Annotated in this window: 12 protein-coding genes; 6 read left to right on the top strand and 6 right to left on the bottom strand. The window is 64.2% G+C overall.

Features of this window, described 5'->3' with window-relative positions:
• Positions 1 to 3 precede the first annotated feature (3 nt).
• Together L7H23_RS09540 and L7H23_RS09535 are read left to right on the top strand one after the other, a co-directional pair.
• Positions 4 to 1,956: a hypothetical protein gene (locus tag L7H23_RS09540; protein WP_237835654.1), complete on the top strand. Its 1,953-nt coding sequence runs from the start codon at positions 4 to 6 to the stop codon at positions 1,954 to 1,956.
• 3 nt (positions 1,957 to 1,959) lie between these two features.
• Entirely contained in the window at positions 1,960 to 6,288 is a 4,329-nt protein-coding gene (locus L7H23_RS09535; protein ID WP_237835653.1) for a hypothetical protein, read from the top strand.
• Here L7H23_RS09535 and L7H23_RS09530 read toward each other — a convergent pair.
• On the bottom strand, positions 6,285 to 8,378 hold the full coding sequence (locus L7H23_RS09530) for a bifunctional (p)ppGpp synthetase/guanosine-3',5'-bis(diphosphate) 3'-pyrophosphohydrolase (RefSeq protein WP_237835652.1): 2,094 nt from the start codon (positions 8,376 to 8,378) through the stop codon (positions 6,285 to 6,287). The two genes, L7H23_RS09535 and L7H23_RS09530, sit on opposite strands and share 4 nt — an antisense overlap.
• Before the next feature lie 124 nt (positions 8,379 to 8,502).
• On the opposite strand from L7H23_RS09530, the gene L7H23_RS09525 reads away from it, so the two are divergent.
• A complete protein-coding gene (locus tag L7H23_RS09525; RefSeq protein ID WP_237835651.1) occupies positions 8,503 to 9,387 on the top strand; it encodes a glycosyltransferase in 885 nt (294 codons plus the stop codon).
• Between the two features lie 107 nt (positions 9,388 to 9,494).
• Here the strand turns inward: L7H23_RS09525 and L7H23_RS09520 are convergent, their stop codons facing one another.
• Complete coding sequence (locus tag L7H23_RS09520; protein ID WP_237835650.1) at positions 9,495 to 9,806, bottom strand: hypothetical protein; 312 nt, start codon at positions 9,804 to 9,806, stop codon at positions 9,495 to 9,497.
• A gap of 128 nt (positions 9,807 to 9,934) precedes the next feature.
• Between L7H23_RS09520 and L7H23_RS09515 the strand changes: the two genes are divergently transcribed.
• Genes L7H23_RS09515 through L7H23_RS09505 form a run of 3 tightly spaced genes read left to right on the top strand, consistent with a single transcriptional unit; the run spans position 9,935 to position 12,423 of the window.
• The gene (locus L7H23_RS09515; protein ID WP_237835649.1) at positions 9,935 to 10,444 is read left to right on the top strand and encodes a helix-turn-helix domain-containing protein; all 510 of its coding nucleotides are present in this window, start codon (positions 9,935 to 9,937) and stop codon (positions 10,442 to 10,444) included.
• Between the two features lie 51 nt (positions 10,445 to 10,495).
• Positions 10,496 to 11,620 carry a histidine kinase gene (locus L7H23_RS09510; protein WP_237839206.1) on the top strand — a complete coding sequence of 375 codons (1,125 nt, stop codon included), beginning with the start codon at positions 10,496 to 10,498 and terminating at the stop codon, positions 11,618 to 11,620.
• A complete protein-coding gene (locus L7H23_RS09505) occupies positions 11,617 to 12,423 on the top strand; it encodes a LytTR family DNA-binding domain-containing protein (RefSeq protein WP_237835648.1) in 807 nt (268 codons plus the stop codon). Before L7H23_RS09510 ends, L7H23_RS09505 begins: the two co-directional genes overlap by 4 nt.
• A gap of 39 nt (positions 12,424 to 12,462) precedes the next feature.
• Here L7H23_RS09505 and ribA read toward each other — a convergent pair whose 3' ends face one another.
• The 4 genes from ribA to L7H23_RS09485 all read right to left on the bottom strand — a co-directional run bounded on the left by ribA (position 12,463) and on the right by L7H23_RS09485 (position 17,698).
• Entirely contained in the window at positions 12,463 to 13,518 is a 1,056-nt protein-coding gene (ribA, locus tag L7H23_RS09500; protein WP_237835647.1) for a GTP cyclohydrolase II, read from the bottom strand.
• The gene (locus tag L7H23_RS09495) at positions 13,515 to 14,309 is read right to left on the bottom strand and encodes an exodeoxyribonuclease III (RefSeq protein WP_237835646.1); all 795 of its coding nucleotides are present in this window, start codon (positions 14,307 to 14,309) and stop codon (positions 13,515 to 13,517) included. Before L7H23_RS09495 ends, ribA begins: the two co-directional genes overlap by 4 nt.
• Before the next feature lie 298 nt (positions 14,310 to 14,607).
• A complete protein-coding gene (locus tag L7H23_RS09490) occupies positions 14,608 to 15,249 on the bottom strand; it encodes an outer membrane lipoprotein carrier protein LolA (RefSeq protein ID WP_237835645.1) in 642 nt (213 codons plus the stop codon).
• A 109-nt stretch (positions 15,250 to 15,358) separates the two neighbouring features.
• A complete protein-coding gene (locus L7H23_RS09485; RefSeq protein ID WP_237835644.1) occupies positions 15,359 to 17,698 on the bottom strand; it encodes a DNA translocase FtsK 4TM domain-containing protein in 2,340 nt (779 codons plus the stop codon).
• Positions 17,699 to 17,750: the final 52 nt, after the last annotated feature.

Below are 17,750 nucleotides of genomic sequence, written 5' to 3'. Positions count from 1 at the left end.
CGGATGAGTGTCGAGGTCAGCCTTTGGCCGGTCATCGCGACGCTTGCGGCGCAAGGGGCGCCCGCGGCCGAAGTGCCGCCGCCCCCGCCCGCCGCCGATCCGCCGGCGGTCGACGAGAATGGCGCCGCGGCTGCAGGTGCTCCCGCTTCCGCGGACCAGCCCGCCGAGGAACTGACTCCGCCACCCCCGCCGGTCGACTGGCAGGAGATGATCCAGGACGATCTCGTCACCCAGATCATCGAAGGCCGTCGGCGGCCGGGCTATACGCCCGATCTGCCCGACGCGCTGACGCAGGATAACGTCGGCGCCCTGCGTCCGCCTCCTCCGCAAGCTTTCCCGGGGATCGAGGATCAGCTGCCCATTCCCGACCGCTGGCGCCTGATCGAGACGCTGGGCGTGGTCAAGGAACGCTGGTTCGACCCCTATCACCAGAATACGCTGAAGGGCGACCGGCCGATCGATCCCGAAAAGGTCAAATGGCTGCCGATCAAGGGCGACGACTGGTTCTTCGTCGCCAACGCCGTGTCCGACACGGTGTTCGAGCCGCGCACCTTTCCGATCCCGGTCGGCGTCCAGACGACCGAGCGCCCCGGCAGCCTCGACGTCTTCGGCAAGGATCGCAGCTTCGTGCTCGCGCAGACCATCATCGCGGGCGCGGCGCTGATCAAGGGTTCGACCGCGTTCAAGCCGCCCGATGTCGAATATCGCGTGACGCTCGCATGGCAGGCCAATTATGTCGACGTGCCCGAACGGCGCGTCCTCGATGTGCGGCCGTCGAAGAAAAGCCATCGCTACGACAGCTTTCTGGGCGTGCAGGAGCTGTTCGTCGACAAGCATCTCGGCAACGACAGCGACCGCTACGACTTCCACTCGATCCGTATCGGCATCCAGCCGTTCCAGAGCGATTTCCGTGGCTTCCTGTTCAACGACAGCCAGCTCGGCGTCCGCCTGTTCGGCAACCGCGACAACAACCGCTTCCAGTATAATGTCGCGGCATTCTGGCGGCTGGAAAAGGATACCAACAGCGGCCTCAACGACATCACCCAGACGCCGCGCGACGATTTCATCTTCACCGCGAACCTCTATCGCCAGGATTTCCCGTTCGTCGGGCTGACCAGCCAGGTCAGCGTGACCTACAACATGAACCGCGAAAAGAACGACGTGCAGATCGACCACAACGGCTTCCCGGTGCGACCGGCGCTGCTCGGCGATCTGCGCGGCCGCGAATATGACGTCGCCTATCTGGGTTACAGCGCCGACGGCCGCATCGGGCGGATCAACGTCACTGCCAGCTTCTATGCCGCGCTGGGCCAGGACCGGAACAGCTTCTTCACCAGCAAGCCGGCGAAGATCCGCGCGGGCTTCGCCGCGGCCGAGCTCAGCTACGACCATGACTGGATGCGTTTCCGCCTGTCGGGGCTCTATGCCAGCGGCGACCGCGATCCGTACAACAATGTCGAGGGCGGGTTCGACGCGATCTTCGAGAACCCGATCTTCGGCGGCGCGGACACCAGCTACTGGATCCGGCAGACGATCCCGTTCGCGGGCGGCGGCCGTGTCATTTCGATCAGCGGCCGCAACGGCATATTGAACTCGCTGCGCTCGTCGAAGGAAGAGGGGCAGTCGAATTTCAACAACCCCGGCACCGTCTTTATCGGCGCCGGCGCCGATTTCGACCTGTCGCCCGAAATGCGCATCAGCACGAACCTCAACCATTTGTGGTTCGACAACACGAAGGTGCTGCAAACGCTGCGCGTCGAGGGGTCGATTCCCAAGGATATCGGGTTCGACCTGTCGGTTGCCGGCATCTATCGTCCGAAGGCGACGCAGAATATCGTCGGCCGCCTGAGCGCCGCGGTCCTCGTGCCGGGCAAGGGGTTCAAGGATCTGTTCGACAACAAGCAGGGCAACAAGGCCTACCTGTCCGTCCTCGCCAATGTGATCGTGAGTTTCTAGACGATGGCGCGCAAACTCTTTGCCCTTCTTGCTTTTGCCGCGATGCTGCTGGCGTTCGGCGCGCAGGGCGTTCGCGCGTCCGAAGAGGAAAAGCCGGTCAAGGTCGTCTATCGCTTCACGCCACCGGCGCCGAAGGAACAGACCGAGGCGCAGATGGCCGAGAAATCGGCCGGCTGTTACAGCTGCCACGTCCGTACCGACATGCCGACGATGCACGCGACCCCGGCGGTCCGGCTCGGTTGCACCGACTGTCACGGTGGCGATTCGACCTCGCCTGCAGCGTTCGGCAAGCCCGAACTCGGCTATGAAAGCCCCTATAATCTGGCCGCGAAAAAGGTCGCGCACCCGCAGCCGACGCTACCCGGTGCATGGGGCGGGAGCCCGGCGAACCCGAAACGCAGCTACACCCTGCTCAACAAGGAATCGCCCGAATTCATCCGTTTCGTGAATCCCAGCGACTATCGCGTCGCGCGCGAGGCATGCGGATCCTGCCATCTGGAGGTGATCGAGGCGACCGAGCGCTCGATGATGTCGACCGGTGCGATGCTCTGGGGCGGCGCGGCGTATAACAACGGCATCGTGCCCTATAAGAATTACGTCTTCGGTGAGGCCTATACGCGCGACGGCAAGCCGGCGTGCATCCTCTCGCCCTCGTCGCGGCTGACAAAGGAAGAATATGCCGAGGCGTGCAAGCCGAGCTTCGATTCCGAGAAGATCCTGAAACCGGAAGAAAAGAAACGCGGTGCGCTGGCGCGCATGTATCCGCTGCCGCGCTGGAGCGTGCTCCCTCCGGGCGATATCTTCCGCGTCTTCGAACGCGGCGGGCGCAATATCAACACCCAGTTCGCCGAAATCGGCCTGCCGAACCCGACCGGCAGCATCCAGCGTCTCGAAGAGCCGGGCCGCCCCGACCTCAAACAGTCGAACCGCGGTCCCGGTACGGGCCTGCGCGTTTCGATCCCGGTGCTCAACATCCACAAGACCCGCCTCAATGATCCCTTGTCATGGTTCATGGGCACCAACGACCAGCCGGGCGACTATCGTCATTCGGGCTGCGCTGGCTGCCACGTGATCTACGCCAACGATCGCGAACCGCGGCACAGTCTTATCTATGCGCAGTACGGCCGCGACGGTGAGACCGCGACGGTCGACCCGACGATCAGGGGCCGCAAATGGAAGCCCGACGACGACGGTCATGGCGGCGATAGTCACGGCGGCGGCGGATCGGATCATGGCGACGGCGCAAAGCACGCTCCCGATCCCGACCAGCATGGCGCGCTCGTCAACCCGGCCGATGCGGCCGCAGGGCCGCAGGCGAAGCCCAAAAAGGAACGCCTGGAGTCGGGCCACCCGATCGGCCACGCCTTCACGCGCGCGATTCCCACATCGCAGTGCATGTCGTGCCACATGCACCAGCCGAACATCTTCCTGAACTCCTACCTCGGCTACACGATGTGGGATTATGAATCCGACGCGCCGCAGATGTGGCCGGGGCCGAACAACACCGCGCCGCGCCCGCCGGGGATGAGCGACGAGGAATATCAGAAGAAATACAAGCAGCAGCATTATCCGACCGCTGCCGAGGTCCATAAGACCCTCGAGCGCAATCCCGAGGGGGCGTCGGCGCGCGGCCTGTGGTCCGACGTCGAATTCCTGCGCGACGTCTATGACGTCAATGATTCGAACCAGGACACCCAGTTCGCCGACTATCATGGTCACGGCTGGAACTTCCGCGGCATCTTCAAGCGCGATCGCAACGGCAATCTGCTCGATGCCGAGGGCAATATGTCGACCTATGGCACCGACAAGGCGCATATCATCGATCCCAAGGATCCCGAGAAGTGGCGCAAGAGCTGCGGCTACTACAATGATCCCAAGGAACGCGACCTGTGCCTGAGCAGCGCCGATCCGGGCAAGCCGGGGGTCGAGGGCAAGTTCGTTCCGCCCGGCATCAACCCCGGCAAGGCAGTCCATATGATGGACATCCACGCCGAAAAGGGGATGCAATGCGCCGATTGCCACTTCGCGCAGGACGCGCATGGCAACGGCTATATCCAGGGCGAGGTCGCGAACGCCGTCGAGATCGGGTGCAAGGACTGCCACGGCACCGCCGACGCGCTGCCGAACCTGCTTACCTCGAATGTCGCGGCGCGGCCGCAGGGTACCAATCTGGCGCTGCTCCGCAATTCAGACGGCCGCCGCCGCTTCGAATTCCAGTATAATGACGATGGCGAGGTGACGGGCCTGATCCAGCGTTCGATCGTCGATCCGAAGCTCGAATGGCAGGTCAGCCTCGTCAAGCAGGCGGTCACCCCGGGGCCGCACTTCAATGCGAAGGCGGCACGTGCGAAGCTCATGTCGCGGTCGGGCGCCGACGACGGCAAATTCGAATGGGGTCCCGGCGTCGCGAAGGAAGACCGCGCACACGGCGAGGACAAGATGACCTGCTTTACCTGTCACCTTTCATGGACGACGAGTTGCGGCGGCTGCCACTTGCCGATCGAGGCGAACTGGAAGACCAAGATGCACCACTTCGAGGGTGAGGAGACGCGTAATTTCGCGACCTACAACCCGCAGGTGGCGCGCGACGAGATGTTCCAGCTCGGACGGCACATGACGACGAAGCCCGGCGAGCCCGGCCCGAACGGCGAAGTGCGCGGAATCATCACACCGGTGCGATCTACGTCCGCCCTCGTGCTGTCGTCGACGAACCTTAACCGCGAACGCATCTATGTGCAGCAGCCGCCAATCTCGTCGGCGGGCTTCTCGAGCCAGGCGTTTGCGCCGCATTTCCCGCACACGGTGCGCCGCCAGGAAACCAAACAGTGTACCGACTGCCACCTGTCCGAAGCCGACGACAACAACGCGATCATGTCGCAGTTGACGTTGATGGGCACGAATTTCGTGAATTTCGTCGGGCTCAACGTCTGGTCGGGACAGGAAGACAGCTTCCAGGCGACGCGCGTCACCGAATGGGACGAGCCGCAGGCGGTGATCGGCAGCTATCTGCAGAAATATGCCTATCCCGATTATTGGGACATGCACGTCAACAAGAACGGGCGCGAACTCAAGAACTGGGTACGCGGCAAGGTCTTCGACAAGAAAATCTCCGGCGAAAAATATGCGCTCGAGGAATTCCACAACATCGTCCAGGGGACGAGCGGCCGGGTGAACTGCCTGCAGCAGCGCGGCGAATATATGTTCGTCGCCGAAGGCAAGGGCGGCTTCCGCGTCTATGACGTCGCGTCGATCGGCAACAAGGGCTTCTCCGAACGGATCGTCCGCGCGCCCTTCTCGCCGATGGGTCACGACACGCATGTGAAAACCACGAACGCGACCTGCATGGCGATCGGTACGAACCAGCCGATCAGCATCTCGCGCAACGACCATATCGTGAAGGACTTCCCCGAAAATCAGGAACAGGCCTTCCACCCGCTCTATCGCTACGCCGTCATCACCGACAGCGTCGAGGGCCTGATCCTTGTCGACATCGACACGATGGCCGACGGTGAATTCCGCAACAACAAGCTGACCCGCGCGCTGACCTGGAACCCCGACAATGTGCTCGCGGGTGCGCGGCATGTGACGCTTGCGGGCAATTATGCCTATATCGCGACCGACTCAGGGCTTGTCGTCGTCGATCTGTCGGCGCCGCTCGAACCCAAGGTCACGGCGCAGCTTCCGCTCAGCGACGCGCGCGCCAGCGCCGTGCAGTTCCGCTATCTGTGGGTGACCAATGCCGAAGGTGTCAGCCTGTTCGACATCACCAACATGGCGCAGCCGGTCCCGGTTCCCGGGGGCACCGTCCGGCTCGCCAATGCCCGGAAAATCTATATCGCGCGCACCTATATGTATGTCGCGGCGAAGGGTGACGGGCTCGTCATCGTCGACGTGACGCGACCCGCGGCGCCCGTCGTCTGGCCGGGATTGACCTTCGACGGAAAGCTGAGCGATGCCGAGGATGTCATCGTCGGGTCGACCAACGCCTCGCTCTTTGCCTATGTCGCCGACGGCCGGAACGGCATCAAGGTGCTCCAGCTCACCAGCCCCGACAATCCGGGTCTCTACGGCTTCTCGCCGAAGCCGACCCCCGAACTGATCGCGTGGGCGAAGACGCCTTCGCCGGCGCTCGCGTTGTCGAAGGGGCTCGATCGCGACCGCGCGGTCGACGAGAGCGGCGGCCAGATCGCGGTTTTCGGCCGCCTCGGCTCGCGCCCGTTCACGCGGCCCGAAATGGAGAAGCTGTTCCTGAACAGCAAGGGACAGGTGTACAAGGTCCGCGACGAGGTCGATCAGTCGGCGTGGCGGCCGCCCTTGCTCTACGCGAATTAGAGCCGTTCGGCCTGCACCACATTGTCCGACGCGCGCAGCGCCGACAGGATCCGCATCACATGCTGGACGTCGCGCACCTCGACGACGACGTCATAGGTGTGAAATCCGCCCTCGCGGTTCGACAGGCGCAGATTGGTGATGTTCGCCGAATTCGCCGCGAGGATCCCCGACATCTCCGCCAGCGTGCCCGGCTCGTTCAGGATCACCACGCACAGCCGCGCATTGCCGCCCTCGCTGTCTTCCTGCCAGCGGAGATCGATCCAGTCGGCATCGATCCCGTCGGCGAGGCTGGGGCAGTCGATGACATGCACCTCGATGCCTTCGCCCGGCCGTGCGAGGCCGACGATGCGGTCGCCGGGCACCGGGTGGCAGCAATCGGCGAGCTGATAGGCGACGCCGGGGGTCAGCCCCGCGATCGAGACCGCGGCGCCCTGCGCCAGCTTGCCGGGCTTGGTCTTCATTTCGGCCGTGATGCCGGGGACGAGCGCTTCGAGCACGGCATTGTCGGTGAAGCGCCGCTTGGCGATCCCGACGTAGAGCGCGCTGTCGTCCTCCAGCTTCAGTCGCGTCAGCGCCGCGGCGCGCGCCTTGTCTCCGACCTTGTTCGGAAGCCGTGCGACGATCTCGTCGTACATCTTGCGTCCCAGGGCGGCGAGCTCGACCTTTTCCTTCGACCGCACATGGCGGCGGATCGCCGCACGCGCCTTGCCCGTGACCGCAAAGCCGAGCCACGCCGGCTGCGGCGTCTGTTTGTCCGACGACAGGATCTCGACCGTGTCGCCGTTCGCGAGCTGGGTGCGCAGCGGGACGAGCCGCCCGTTGACCTTGGCGCCGACGGTGCAGTCGCCAAGCTTGGTGTGCACGGCATAGGCGAAATCGACCGGGGTCGCCCCCTTTGGCAACTGGTGCAGACTGCCCTTCGGCGTGAAGGCGAAGATGCGGTCCTGGTACATCGCGATACGCGTGTTTTCGAGGAACTCGTCGGGATCGTGCGTCTGCTCGAGGATTTCGAGCAGGTCGCGGATCCATCCCGCCTGCCCGTCGGGGACCGCGCCGCCCTGCTTGTACGCCCAATGCGCGGCGAGGCCGAACTCGGACTGCTGGTGCATGCCGAGGCTGCGGATCTGGATCTCGATCCGCATATTCTGCTGATGCATGATCGTCGTGTGCAGCGACTTGTAGCCGTTGCGCTTCGGAGTCGAGATATAGTCCTTGAAACGGCCGGGGACCATTTTCCACTTGCGGTGGAGGATGCCCAGCGCCGCATAGCAATCGGCATCGGTCGGGGTGATGATGCGGAAGGCGATGATGTCGGTCACCTGTTCGAAGCTGACATGGCGTTCCTGCATCTTGCGCCAGATCGAATAGGGATGCTTTTCGCGCCCCGACACCTCGGCCTCGATTCCGTTCTTCGCCAGCAGTTCCTTGAACTCCCGGCTGATCGCGGCGACCTTGTCCTTGCCGCCCGCCGTAAGCTTGGCGAGGCGGCCCGTGATCGTGGCATAGGCCTCCGGCTCGAGTTCGCTGAACGCGAGCAGCTGCATCTCGCGCATATATTCATACATGCCGATCCGCTCAGCGAGCGGGGCATAGATGTCCATCGTCTCCTTGGCGATGCGGCGGCGCTTGTCCGGGTTCTTGATGAAATGCAGCGTCCGCATGTTGTGCAGCCGGTCGGCGAGCTTGACCAGCAGCACGCGGATGTCGTCGGACATCGCGAGCAGGAACTTGCGCAGATTTTCTGCAGCGCGCTCATTCTCGGTCTGCGCCTCGATCTTGCTGAGCTTGGTCACCCCGTCGACCAGCCGGCCGACATCGCTGCCGAACAACCGCTCGATCTCCTCGGGCGTCGTCAGCGTGTCCTCCAACGTATCGTGAAGCAACGCGGTGACGATCGTCTCGCTGTCGAGGTGGAGGTCGGTCAAAATGCCTGCGACCTCGACGGGATGGCTGAAATACGGGTCGCCAGAGGCGCGCTTCTGGCTCCCGTGCTTCTGCACGGTGAAGACATAGGCACGGTTGAGCAACGCCTCGTCGACGTCGGGATCATAAGCGCGTACGCGCTCGACAAGTTCATATTGCCTGAGCATCCCCCTCAATGTCGTTCATGCGAGGGCAATTGCAATGCGAAATTTGCTTTCACTTTCGCCAAGACGTTAGCAACATTGGTAAAGCCCGTTGGAAGCTTCGTACACGGCGGGTAGGACGGGGCCGATGGGGACCGATATTCTCGATTCGACCGGCATACCGCGCGTGTCGATGATCATGCCCGTGCATAATGGTGCGCGCTGGCTGGTCGATGCTATCGATTCGGTTCTGACCCAGGATTTCCGCGATTTCGAGCTGATCCTCGTCGACGACGCCTCGCAGGATGCCTCGCCGACGATCATGGCCGAAGCCGCGGCGCGCGATCCGCGCGTACGGCTGATCACGCTCGGGACGAATGTCGGCCTGCCAGCGGCGCTCAACCGGGGTTTTGCGGCGGCGCGGGGCGCGCTGCATAGCTGGACCTCCGACGACAATCTGCTTCGCGCGCCGATGCTGGCCCGACTTGTTGCAACGCTCGACGCGCATCCCGATGCCGATATCGCTTTTGCCGACTTCATGCTGATCGACGAGGACGGGACGGAATTGGGCTGCACGCGCGTCGGCCCGGTCGAGCGACTGCTTCATGGCAACAATGTCGGCGCCTGCTTCCTTTATCGGGCGGGCGTCACCGAGGCGCTGGGCGGCTATGACACTGGCCTCTTCGGGGTGGAGGACTATGACTTCTGGCTCCGCGCCGCGCAGCGTTTCCGCTTCGTCGAGCTGCACGAGGATCTCTATCGCTATCGCAAGCATGGCGGCAGCCTGACGAACCAGCGCGCCGCACGAATCCAGGCGCTGACGGCGACGATCGTCGAACGCGCAATGCCCGCGACGCTGCCGGCGGGCGAGCGGGGCGAAATATTGCTGGACCTTGCGTTCAAAAGCCGGCTGAGCTGGCGTACCGACCTTGTCGGGCGCGCGTTTCGTGCGTCGCCGGGTTACGTCCTTGCGCACCTGCCGCAGCTTGCGCGCTGGTCGCTCGTCGTTGCGCGCAATCGCCTGACCGCCTGAATCAGAAGGGCCGCCACGCCTGGCCGTAAAGGCAAGCGGGCGGCCCCGTGCGGTCGGCCGTCAGGAGGCAGGGAGAGGGGAGAGCGCCGCCCGTCCGGCCGACCGTATTATTTCGCGCCGTTGCAGCGCGCGAGCTCTTCGGCGGCAAGCGCCGTGCCGTTCGCGGTGAAGCTCTTCACCTCACCCACCTCGCGGGCAAGGCCGGCGCAGATGATCAGCGGACGGCTGGTGCCGCGGCCCGCGCCGCAATTGACGCCGTCGCACGACCAGATGACGTCGCGGGCTACGAATTTGGCGGTCTTGGCAGGGTTTGCAATTTCGGCGCGATAATAGGAACCGTCGGCCGCCCCGGCCGTTGCGGGAACGAGCGCCGCGCCGAGCAGCGGTAGCAGCAGGGCAGGCGAAGAAAGCTTGAACATGGGGAGGTCCTCCTGTTTTTGGGCAACCCTGAAGGGTTGCGAAATGAAATTTGGGTATCGGGTTGCAAATTGCAACCAAAGGCGCATATTTTTTTGTGCGAAGGGCAAATTTACGTTAGGGCAGCTTGATGGGAAAACTACGCGAACCGCTGAACGACATTTACGGCGATAATTGTGCGCTGCCGCTCGCGCTGGAGGCTATGGGCGAGCGCTGGTCGTTCATGATCCTTCGTGCGGCCTTCAACGGCGTCCATCATTTCGAGGAGTTCCAGCAGGAACTCAGTATCGCGCGCAATATCCTTTCGAACCGCCTTTCGCGCCTCGTCGATCATGGCATCATGGCACGTGAGGTAATGGCCGAGGATCGCCGCAAGGTTCGGTACGAGCTGACCCAGAAGGGTGTCGAACTGCTCCCGGCGATGATCGCGCTTCGCCAGTGGGGCGAGAAATGGGGCGCAGGCGTGCCGTCGACCCCCGTGCTCGTCGACACCACCGACGAACAGCCGATCGGCCCGGTGACGATCACCGCGCACGACGGCCGGACGCTCACCTATGGCGAACTGGTGTGGAAGCACCGCTCGGAACTTCAGCCGCTCGGCCAGGCGCGGATGCGCATGGCACCCGTCGCCGCGGAATGATCCTTGGCTTCGGGCGCATTCGCGCTGACCGCCGGTAAGCGCTCCGACACCATGCCGATTTTCGGATTTTCCTCGCCCGAACCCTTCTTCGGAAACAAGGTACGGGCCTTCTGGAACCTGCAGCTTCTGGGCTGGGCTGCCTGGCTCGGACTCCGCGGCGTGTCGGGTCTTGCCAACGGTCAGCCCTTCACCTTCCTGATCCCGCAGACGATTTCGGCGATTACCGGCTTCTCGCTGACGCTGGTGCTGTCGGTCTGCTATCGCGCGCTCATCAACCGCCGCCCGCTCCTGATGTGGGGCGTCAGCTTCGGCCTCGCGGGTCTCGCGACGGCGCTGTGGGCCTTCATCGACGCATGGGTCGCGCAGATCCAGAACCCGGCGAGCGAGGCGGGCTTTACCAGCCTGCTGCTCGGCGCGGTCTATATCGACGCAACATCGCTCGGCGCGTGGTCGGCGCTCTATTTCGCGATCAACTATTTCCTCCAGCTCGAGGAACAGAACGACCGCATGCTGCGCCTCGAAGCGCAGGCGGCATCGGCCCAGCTTGCGATGCTGCGCTACCAGCTCAATCCGCATTTTCTCTTCAACACGCTCAACAGCATTTCGACGCTGGTGCTGCTCAAACAGTCCGAGCCGGCGAATGCGATGCTCTCGCGCCTCTCGGCCTTCCTCCGCTACACGCTCGCCAACGAGCCCACGGCGCAGGTGACGCTGGCGCAGGAGATCGAGACGCTGAAGCTCTATCTCGATATCGAAAAAATGCGCTTCGAGGACCGGCTGCGGCCGCATTTCGCGATCGATCCGGCGGTCGCACGCGCGCGTCTGCCGTCGCTCCTGCTCCAGCCGCTGATCGAAAACGCCATCAAATATGCGGTGACGCCGCAGGAAGAGGGCGCCGATATCACGATTTCGGCTCAGCTGGCCGGTCAAAACGTGCGGATCACCGTGTCGGATACCGGATCGGGATTGTCAGGCGAAACCACCGACCCCACCACGGGCTTTGCAACGGAATCGACCGGTGTGGGTTTAGCCAACATCAGGGACCGGCTGGCGCAGGCTTTTGGCGACCAGCACAGGTTCGACGTCCAGACGGGCGCTGAGGGCGGGTTCACGGTCGTGATCGAATTTCCGTTCCAGCCCGATGGGCATATGACGATTGGAACCGAACGCACATGACGATCAGAACCATCCTGGTGGATGATGAAAAATTGGCGACCCAGGGCCTGCAACTGCGGCTCGAAGCGCATCCGGATGTCGAAATCGTCGACACTGCCCAGAACGGCCGCGAGGCCATTCGCAAGATCAAGACGCACAAGCCCGACCTCGTATTTCTTGACATCCAGATGCCGGGTTTCGACGGCTTTTCGGTGATCCAGGGTCTGATGGAGGTCGAACCGCCGCTCGTCGTCTTCGTCACCGCCTATTCCGATCACGCGATCCGCGCGTTCGAGGCGCAGGCGGTCGATTATCTGGTGAAGCCGGTCGAGCCCGAACGGCTCGCCGACGCGCTCGATCGCGTCCGCCAGCGCCTCGCCGAAAAGCGCGGTGCCGCCGAAGTCGAGCGCCTCAAGACCGTGCTTGCCGAGGTCGCCCCCGAAGCCGTCGAGGATTATGACGCCGAGGTTCAGCCCGACGCGCACGCTGCCGATCGCTACGAGAAGATGATCAACATCAAGGATCGCGGCCAGATTTTCCGTGTCGACGTCGACAGCATCGAGCGCATCGACGCCGCCGGCGACTATATGTGCATCTATACCGCCGACAACAGCCTGATCCTGCGCGAGACGATGAAGGATCTGGAAAAGCGGCTCGATCCGCGCAATTTCCAGCGCGTCCATCGCTCGACGATCGTGAACCTGTCGCAGGTCAAGCAGGTCAAGCCGCACACCAACGGCGAATGCTTCCTCGTGCTGGGTTCGGGCGCGCAGGTGAAGGTCAGCCGCAGCTATCGCGACGTCGTCGCGCGCTTCGTGCATTGATTTGATGAAGGCGCCGGCGTTGTCCGGCGCCTTTTCCCTTCAGAGCTGGTGTCCCGTCCGGTCGCGCTTCGTCGCGAGATACTGCTCGTTATATTTGTTCGTCGGCAGCGCGAGCGGAATGCGCTCGACGACCTCGACGCCCTCCTTCTCCAGCCGCGCGACCTTCTCCGGATTGTTCGTCATCAGCCGGATTCGCGGGATGTTCAGCAGTTCGAGCATCCGCCCCGCGATCGCAAAATCGCGTGCCTCGACGGGAAAGCCGAGCCGCAGATTCGCGTCGACCGTGTCATAACCCTGATCCTGCAGCGCATAGGCGCGCAGCTTGTTGACGAGGCCGATCCCGCGTCCTTCCTGCCGCAGATAGAGCAGCACGCCCCACGGTGCGTCGGCCATCGCATGAAGCGCCGCGTGGAGCTGCGGCCCGCAATCGCATTTCAGGCTGCCGAGCACGTCGCCGGTCAGGCATTCGCTGTGCAATCGCACCACCGGCGGATTGCCGTCGCGCTTGCCGATGACGAGCGCGACATGATCCGATGCTTCCTCGGGCGAGCGGAAAGCGACGATTTCGGCGCTCTCGCTCGCCTCAACCGGCAGACGCGCGCGTGCCGCGACCTGGAGGCGGGCGGGATCGAGCAGCGCCGCGACATCGTCGACGCTGCACGCGGTCTCGGCATCGCCCGCGGCTTCGCGGACGAAGAAGGCGGGAAGCAGTCCGGCATGGCGCGCCATTGTCATCGCCGTCATCGCAGCGCTTTCACCGCCGGTCGCGATCGTGCGGAACGGCCCCTTCAGCGGATTGGCGAGATCGAGCGACGGATCGGCGATCGCGAGCGCCGCCGCTACGCTGCTTGCGGCGCCCGACAGCCGCACCGGACCCGGGGTCGCCGCAATCCGCTGGTTGGTGAGCTTCAGCGTTACCGCGCGCTCGCCCGACAACAGAACATCGGCGCTGCCGAATTCGGCCAGCGCTTCGTCACGTGCGCTTTCGACGGCCAGCAGGTCGAGTGCACCATCGGCGCCGATCACGCGGAACGGCCAGCCGCGGCGCAGCGCGTCGATCGCGCGCGCGGCCCTGCGGGCCCCGGTGGCGCTCAAAGCGCGAACTCGGTGATCAGCGGAATATGATCCGACGGCCGTTCCCAGCTCCGCGCCGGCTGGACGACGCGGTGCGACACCGCCTTCGCCATCAGGTCGGGGGTAACCCACATATGATCGAGGCGGCGACCGCGGTTCGAGGCTTCCCAGTCCTTCGCGCGATAGCTCCACCAGGTGAACAGCGGGGTTGGAGCCTCGACGAAGTGGCGACCGAGATCGACCCAGTTCGATGCCGCCTGCAATCGTGCGAGGGTTTCGACCTCGATCGGGGTGTGGCTGACGACGTCGAGCAGCGCCTTGTGGTTCCAGACGTCGCTTGCGAGCGGGGCGACGTTGAAGTCGCCGGTCAGGATCGTCGGCGTGTCGACGAGCGCGCTCGACCATTCGGTCATGCGGCCGAAAAAGTCGAGTTTTTGCCCGAATTTGGGATTGAGGTCGCGGTCGGGAATATCGCCGCCCGCGGGGATGTAGACATTGTCGAGCCGCACGCCCGAGGGCAGGGTCACGCCGACGTGGCGCGCCTCGCCATTCGCCTGCCAGTCATATTTGCGCGCGTCGGCCAGCGGGATCTTGCTGATGATCGCGACGCCATGGTGCATGCGCTGGCCGTTGGTCACGATGTGGGTGTAGCCGAGCTGTTCGAACATCCCCTTCGGGAACAGGCCGCATTCGACTTTCGTCTCCTGCAGGCAAAGAACATCGGGGGCTTCCTCGCGCAGGAATTTCTCGACGATGCCGATGCGCGCGCGAACGCTATTGATGTTCCACGAGGCGATGCTGGTGTTGGTCATGCGATTCGGCTCTATCGGCGCAGGGAAGGGCGCGCAACTTTGCCGCAAGAAATCTTGCGCACAAACATAAACCCCCGTTCCAGGGGCGGTGGAACGGGGGTTCAAGGTCAGCGTTCGTCACGCTCTTGAATGAAGACACCGGGCAGTCCGGATGGGGCAACAGGGGGAAACCCAATGCCGGGGCCGTGTTGGCGTCCTCAAGAGTTGAAATAGGCCTTCTTCCCTGTCGCCAAGCTGAACAAAGCCGTTAACCGTGCCGTTCGTCGGCCGGAGCGGGCCGTTCGTCGAAGCCGCGGCTTCACTTGCGCTGGCGCGGCCGCGGATCGGTCCATTTGAACGCGGAATCGGCGACCGCGACGTTGAACTTCTGGTTGCTGAGGTCGATGCGCGTGCGGTTGTTCTGCGAATCGAGCGCCACCCAGCCGCGCAGGCGCAGCCCGGCCGGCGCGCCGCCGTCGCGGATGAACACCATCGTGATGGTGCCATATTCGGGTCGCTTCGGATCCTTGACCTCGACACTCAGCACGTCGTTGCTGCCGGTCGGGATCACCTTCGCATATTTCGTCAGGTCGCGGTCGGGGTCGAGCAGCGCGCCGAGCGGCGAGTTCTTCACCGGCCAGCTCTGCACCTGCTTCACCTGATAGTCGATCATCGTCAGACGGCTGCCGTCGCCGACGATCAGCAGCGGAACGTCCTTCTGATACTGGAAACGGATCTTGCCGGGGCGCTTGAGCGTCAGCTTGCCCGACAGGCGCTGGCCGTTGCGGTCGGTCTGGACGAAATCGGCGGTCATCGAGCTTGTCGCTTTCAGGTGCGACTGCACCGAGGACAGTGCGTTCGCCGACTGCGCGATCGCGGGCGCGCCGATCGCGATACCCGCGGCGAGCGCGGGAACGAGCGTGAAGGCGGCAAGACGGGTCAGCTTGGTCTGAAGGATCATCTGGCTCTCTATTCTGCAAATGGTCGGCCGGGCATGGAAGATACGCATTGAACGCGCCCTGAACCCGGCCTTTAGACGCTGTTCAAGTCATGAGCGCGGCATTGGTTCCTTACCGCTGCTGGCCGTACTGGTCGGTGAGCACATCGCGGCGGCCGACATGGTTCGGCGGACTGACAAGGCCTTCCTCCTCCATTCGCTCGATCAGGCGCGCGGCGCTGTTATAGCCGATACGAAGCTGGCGCTGCAGCCAGCTGGTCGATGCCTTCTGGCTTTCGACGACGATCTGGCAGGCCTTGGCGTACATGCGATCCTCGGCGCTGTCGCCGCCCGCGGGCGCGCCTTCCATCGCAAAGCCGCCGTCCTCGGGATCCTCGGTAACGCTCTCGATATAGTCGGGGCGACCCTGGCCCTTCCAGTGATCGGCGACAGCGCGGACCTCATCGTCCGAGACGAACGGACCGTGGATGCGCGTGATCTGCTTGCCGCCCGGCACATACAGCATGTCGCCCTTGCCGAGCAGCTGTTCGGCACCCGCTTCGCCGAGGATCGTCCGGCTGTCGATCTTGCTGGTGACGTTGAAGCTGATGCGCGTCGGCAGGTTCGCCTTGATGACGCCGGTGATGACGTCGACCGACGGGCGCTGCGTCGCGAGGATCAGGTGGATGCCCGCCGCACGCGCCTTTTGCGCGAGCCGCTGGATCAGGAACTCGACCTCCTTGCCCGCGGTCATCATCAGGTCGGCCAGCTCGTCGACGACGACGACGATCTGCGGCAGCGGCGCGTAGTCGAGCGTCTCTTCCTCATAGACCGGCTGGCCGGTGTCGGGATCGTAGCCGGTCTGGACGCGGCGGCCGAGCGACTTGCCCTTGGCGAGCGCGCCGCGGACCTTGTCGTTGTAAGAGGCAAGATTGCGCACCGACAGCGACGACATCATCCGGTAGCGGTCTTCCATCTGCTCGACCGCCCATTTGAGGGCGCGGATCGCCTTCTTGGGTTCGGTCACGACCGGTGCGAGCAGGTGCGGAATGTCGTCATAGACGCTGAGTTCCAGCATCTTCGGGTCGATCATGATCATCTTCACCTGATCGGGACCGAGGCGATAAAGGAGCGACAGGATCATCGCGTTGAGCCCGACCGACTTGCCCGAACCCGTGGTACCCGCGATCAGCAGGTGCGGCATCGGGGCGAGGTCGGCGATCATCGCGTCGCCGCTGATATTCTTGCCGAGGATGATCGGCAGCGCGCCGGTCTGGTCCTGGAACAGCGCGCTGCCGATGATTTCGTGCAGCACGACCGCCTCGCGGTTGGCATTGGGCAGCTCGATGCCGATCACTGTGCGGCCGGGGATCGGCGCGATACGCGCCGAGAGCGCCGACATGTTGCGCGCGATATCGTCGGCGAGGTTCGAGACGCGGCTCGCCTTGGTACCCGGTGCGGGCTCGAGTTCGTACATGGTGACGACCGGGCCGGGGCGGACCGCGGTGACGACGCCCTTGACCTGGAAATCCTCGAGCACCGATTCGAGCAGGCGCGCGTTGCGCTCGAGCGCGGCCTTGTCGATCTGGCCCCCGGCGCGTTCGGGCGCGGGCGCAAGAAGGTCGATCGACGGCAGCTGGTAATTGGTGAACAGCTCGGTCTGCGGCTTCGGACGGGGTTTCGACGGCTCGGTGCGCTGGACCGGATCGGCGATTTCGGGAGGGGCGCGATCGCTCGGCTCGGCGCGCGGACGCGGGCGGATCACGCGTTCCATCAGGTTCGGGGCCTTTGTCGCGTCGCTTGCGACGGCAGGCTTGGGCGGCTCGACAACGATGCGGCTTCCCTCGGCGGCCGGCAGCTTGAAGCGCTGTGACCAGCCCTTTTCGAGGCGCAGTGCGCGCCACGCGAGAAACAGGCCAAGCCCCAGCAGCACGAGGATCGTCGCGAAGCGGATCAGCGCCGATGCCGGATCTCCCGCCAGTTCGAACCACGGCGTGATCGCTCCGCCTAGGACAAGTGCGATGATCCCGCCCCAGCCCGCAGGCAGCGGCGATCCGCTTGCGGGCGCCCACAGCTCGGCGCCGAGCCCCGCCAGCAGGATGCCGGCGAAACTATAGGCGAGCTGGCGTACCCAATAGGGCTGCGGTTCGCCGGTCCACAGGCGCCATGCCATGATACCGAGCAACGGCAGCAGCAGCGCGATCGGCGCGCCGCCGATCGACAGGCCAAGGTCGGCAAACCATGCCCCCGGTGCGCCCATCCAGTTCGCGGCGGTGCCTCCTGCCGCCGTGTTCAGCGCGGCATCGGTGCTGTCGTAGGTCAGCAGCGCGAGCGTCAGGAACAGCGTGAAGGCCGCGAGCGCCACCGCCGCTGCGATCACGAGACTGCGGGCGATGCTTTGACGGAAAACGGTGCGCCAATCGGCCTTTGCGGCGACGGGCTTGCGGCTGGCCATGCTGAAATCGGTCCCCATGAGTTAACCACGGCGATATGCGCATGGGGTGGACTCGCCGTCAAGCACGCGG

This window comes from Sphingopyxis sp. BSN-002, assembly GCF_022024275.1.
Classification (GTDB): Bacteria; Pseudomonadota; Alphaproteobacteria; order Sphingomonadales; family Sphingomonadaceae; genus Sphingopyxis.
Note: the sequence above shows the minus strand (reverse complement) of the source record. Positions and strands in the feature narration are given on the sequence as shown.

Coding starts and splice junctions, on each gene's coding strand:
- L7H23_RS09540 (WP_237835654.1), top strand. CDS start 4: ATGAGTGTCGAGGTCAGCCTTTGGCCGGTCATCGCGACGCTTGCGGCG.
- L7H23_RS09535 (WP_237835653.1), top strand. CDS start 1,960: ATGGCGCGCAAACTCTTTGCCCTTCTTGCTTTTGCCGCGATGCTGCTG.
- L7H23_RS09530 (WP_237835652.1), bottom strand. CDS start 8,378: ATGCTCAGGCAATATGAACTTGTCGAGCGCGTACGCGCTTATGATCCC.
- L7H23_RS09525 (WP_237835651.1), top strand. CDS start 8,503: ATGGGGACCGATATTCTCGATTCGACCGGCATACCGCGCGTGTCGATG.
- L7H23_RS09520 (WP_237835650.1), bottom strand. CDS start 9,806: ATGTTCAAGCTTTCTTCGCCTGCCCTGCTGCTACCGCTGCTCGGCGCG.
- L7H23_RS09515 (WP_237835649.1), top strand. CDS start 9,935: ATGGGAAAACTACGCGAACCGCTGAACGACATTTACGGCGATAATTGT.
- L7H23_RS09510 (WP_237839206.1), top strand. CDS start 10,496: ATGCCGATTTTCGGATTTTCCTCGCCCGAACCCTTCTTCGGAAACAAG.
- L7H23_RS09505 (WP_237835648.1), top strand. CDS start 11,617: ATGACGATCAGAACCATCCTGGTGGATGATGAAAAATTGGCGACCCAG.
- L7H23_RS09495 (WP_237835646.1), bottom strand. CDS start 14,309: ATGACCAACACCAGCATCGCCTCGTGGAACATCAATAGCGTTCGCGCG.
- L7H23_RS09490 (WP_237835645.1), bottom strand. CDS start 15,249: ATGATCCTTCAGACCAAGCTGACCCGTCTTGCCGCCTTCACGCTCGTT.
- L7H23_RS09485 (WP_237835644.1), bottom strand. CDS start 17,698: ATGGGGACCGATTTCAGCATGGCCAGCCGCAAGCCCGTCGCCGCAAAG.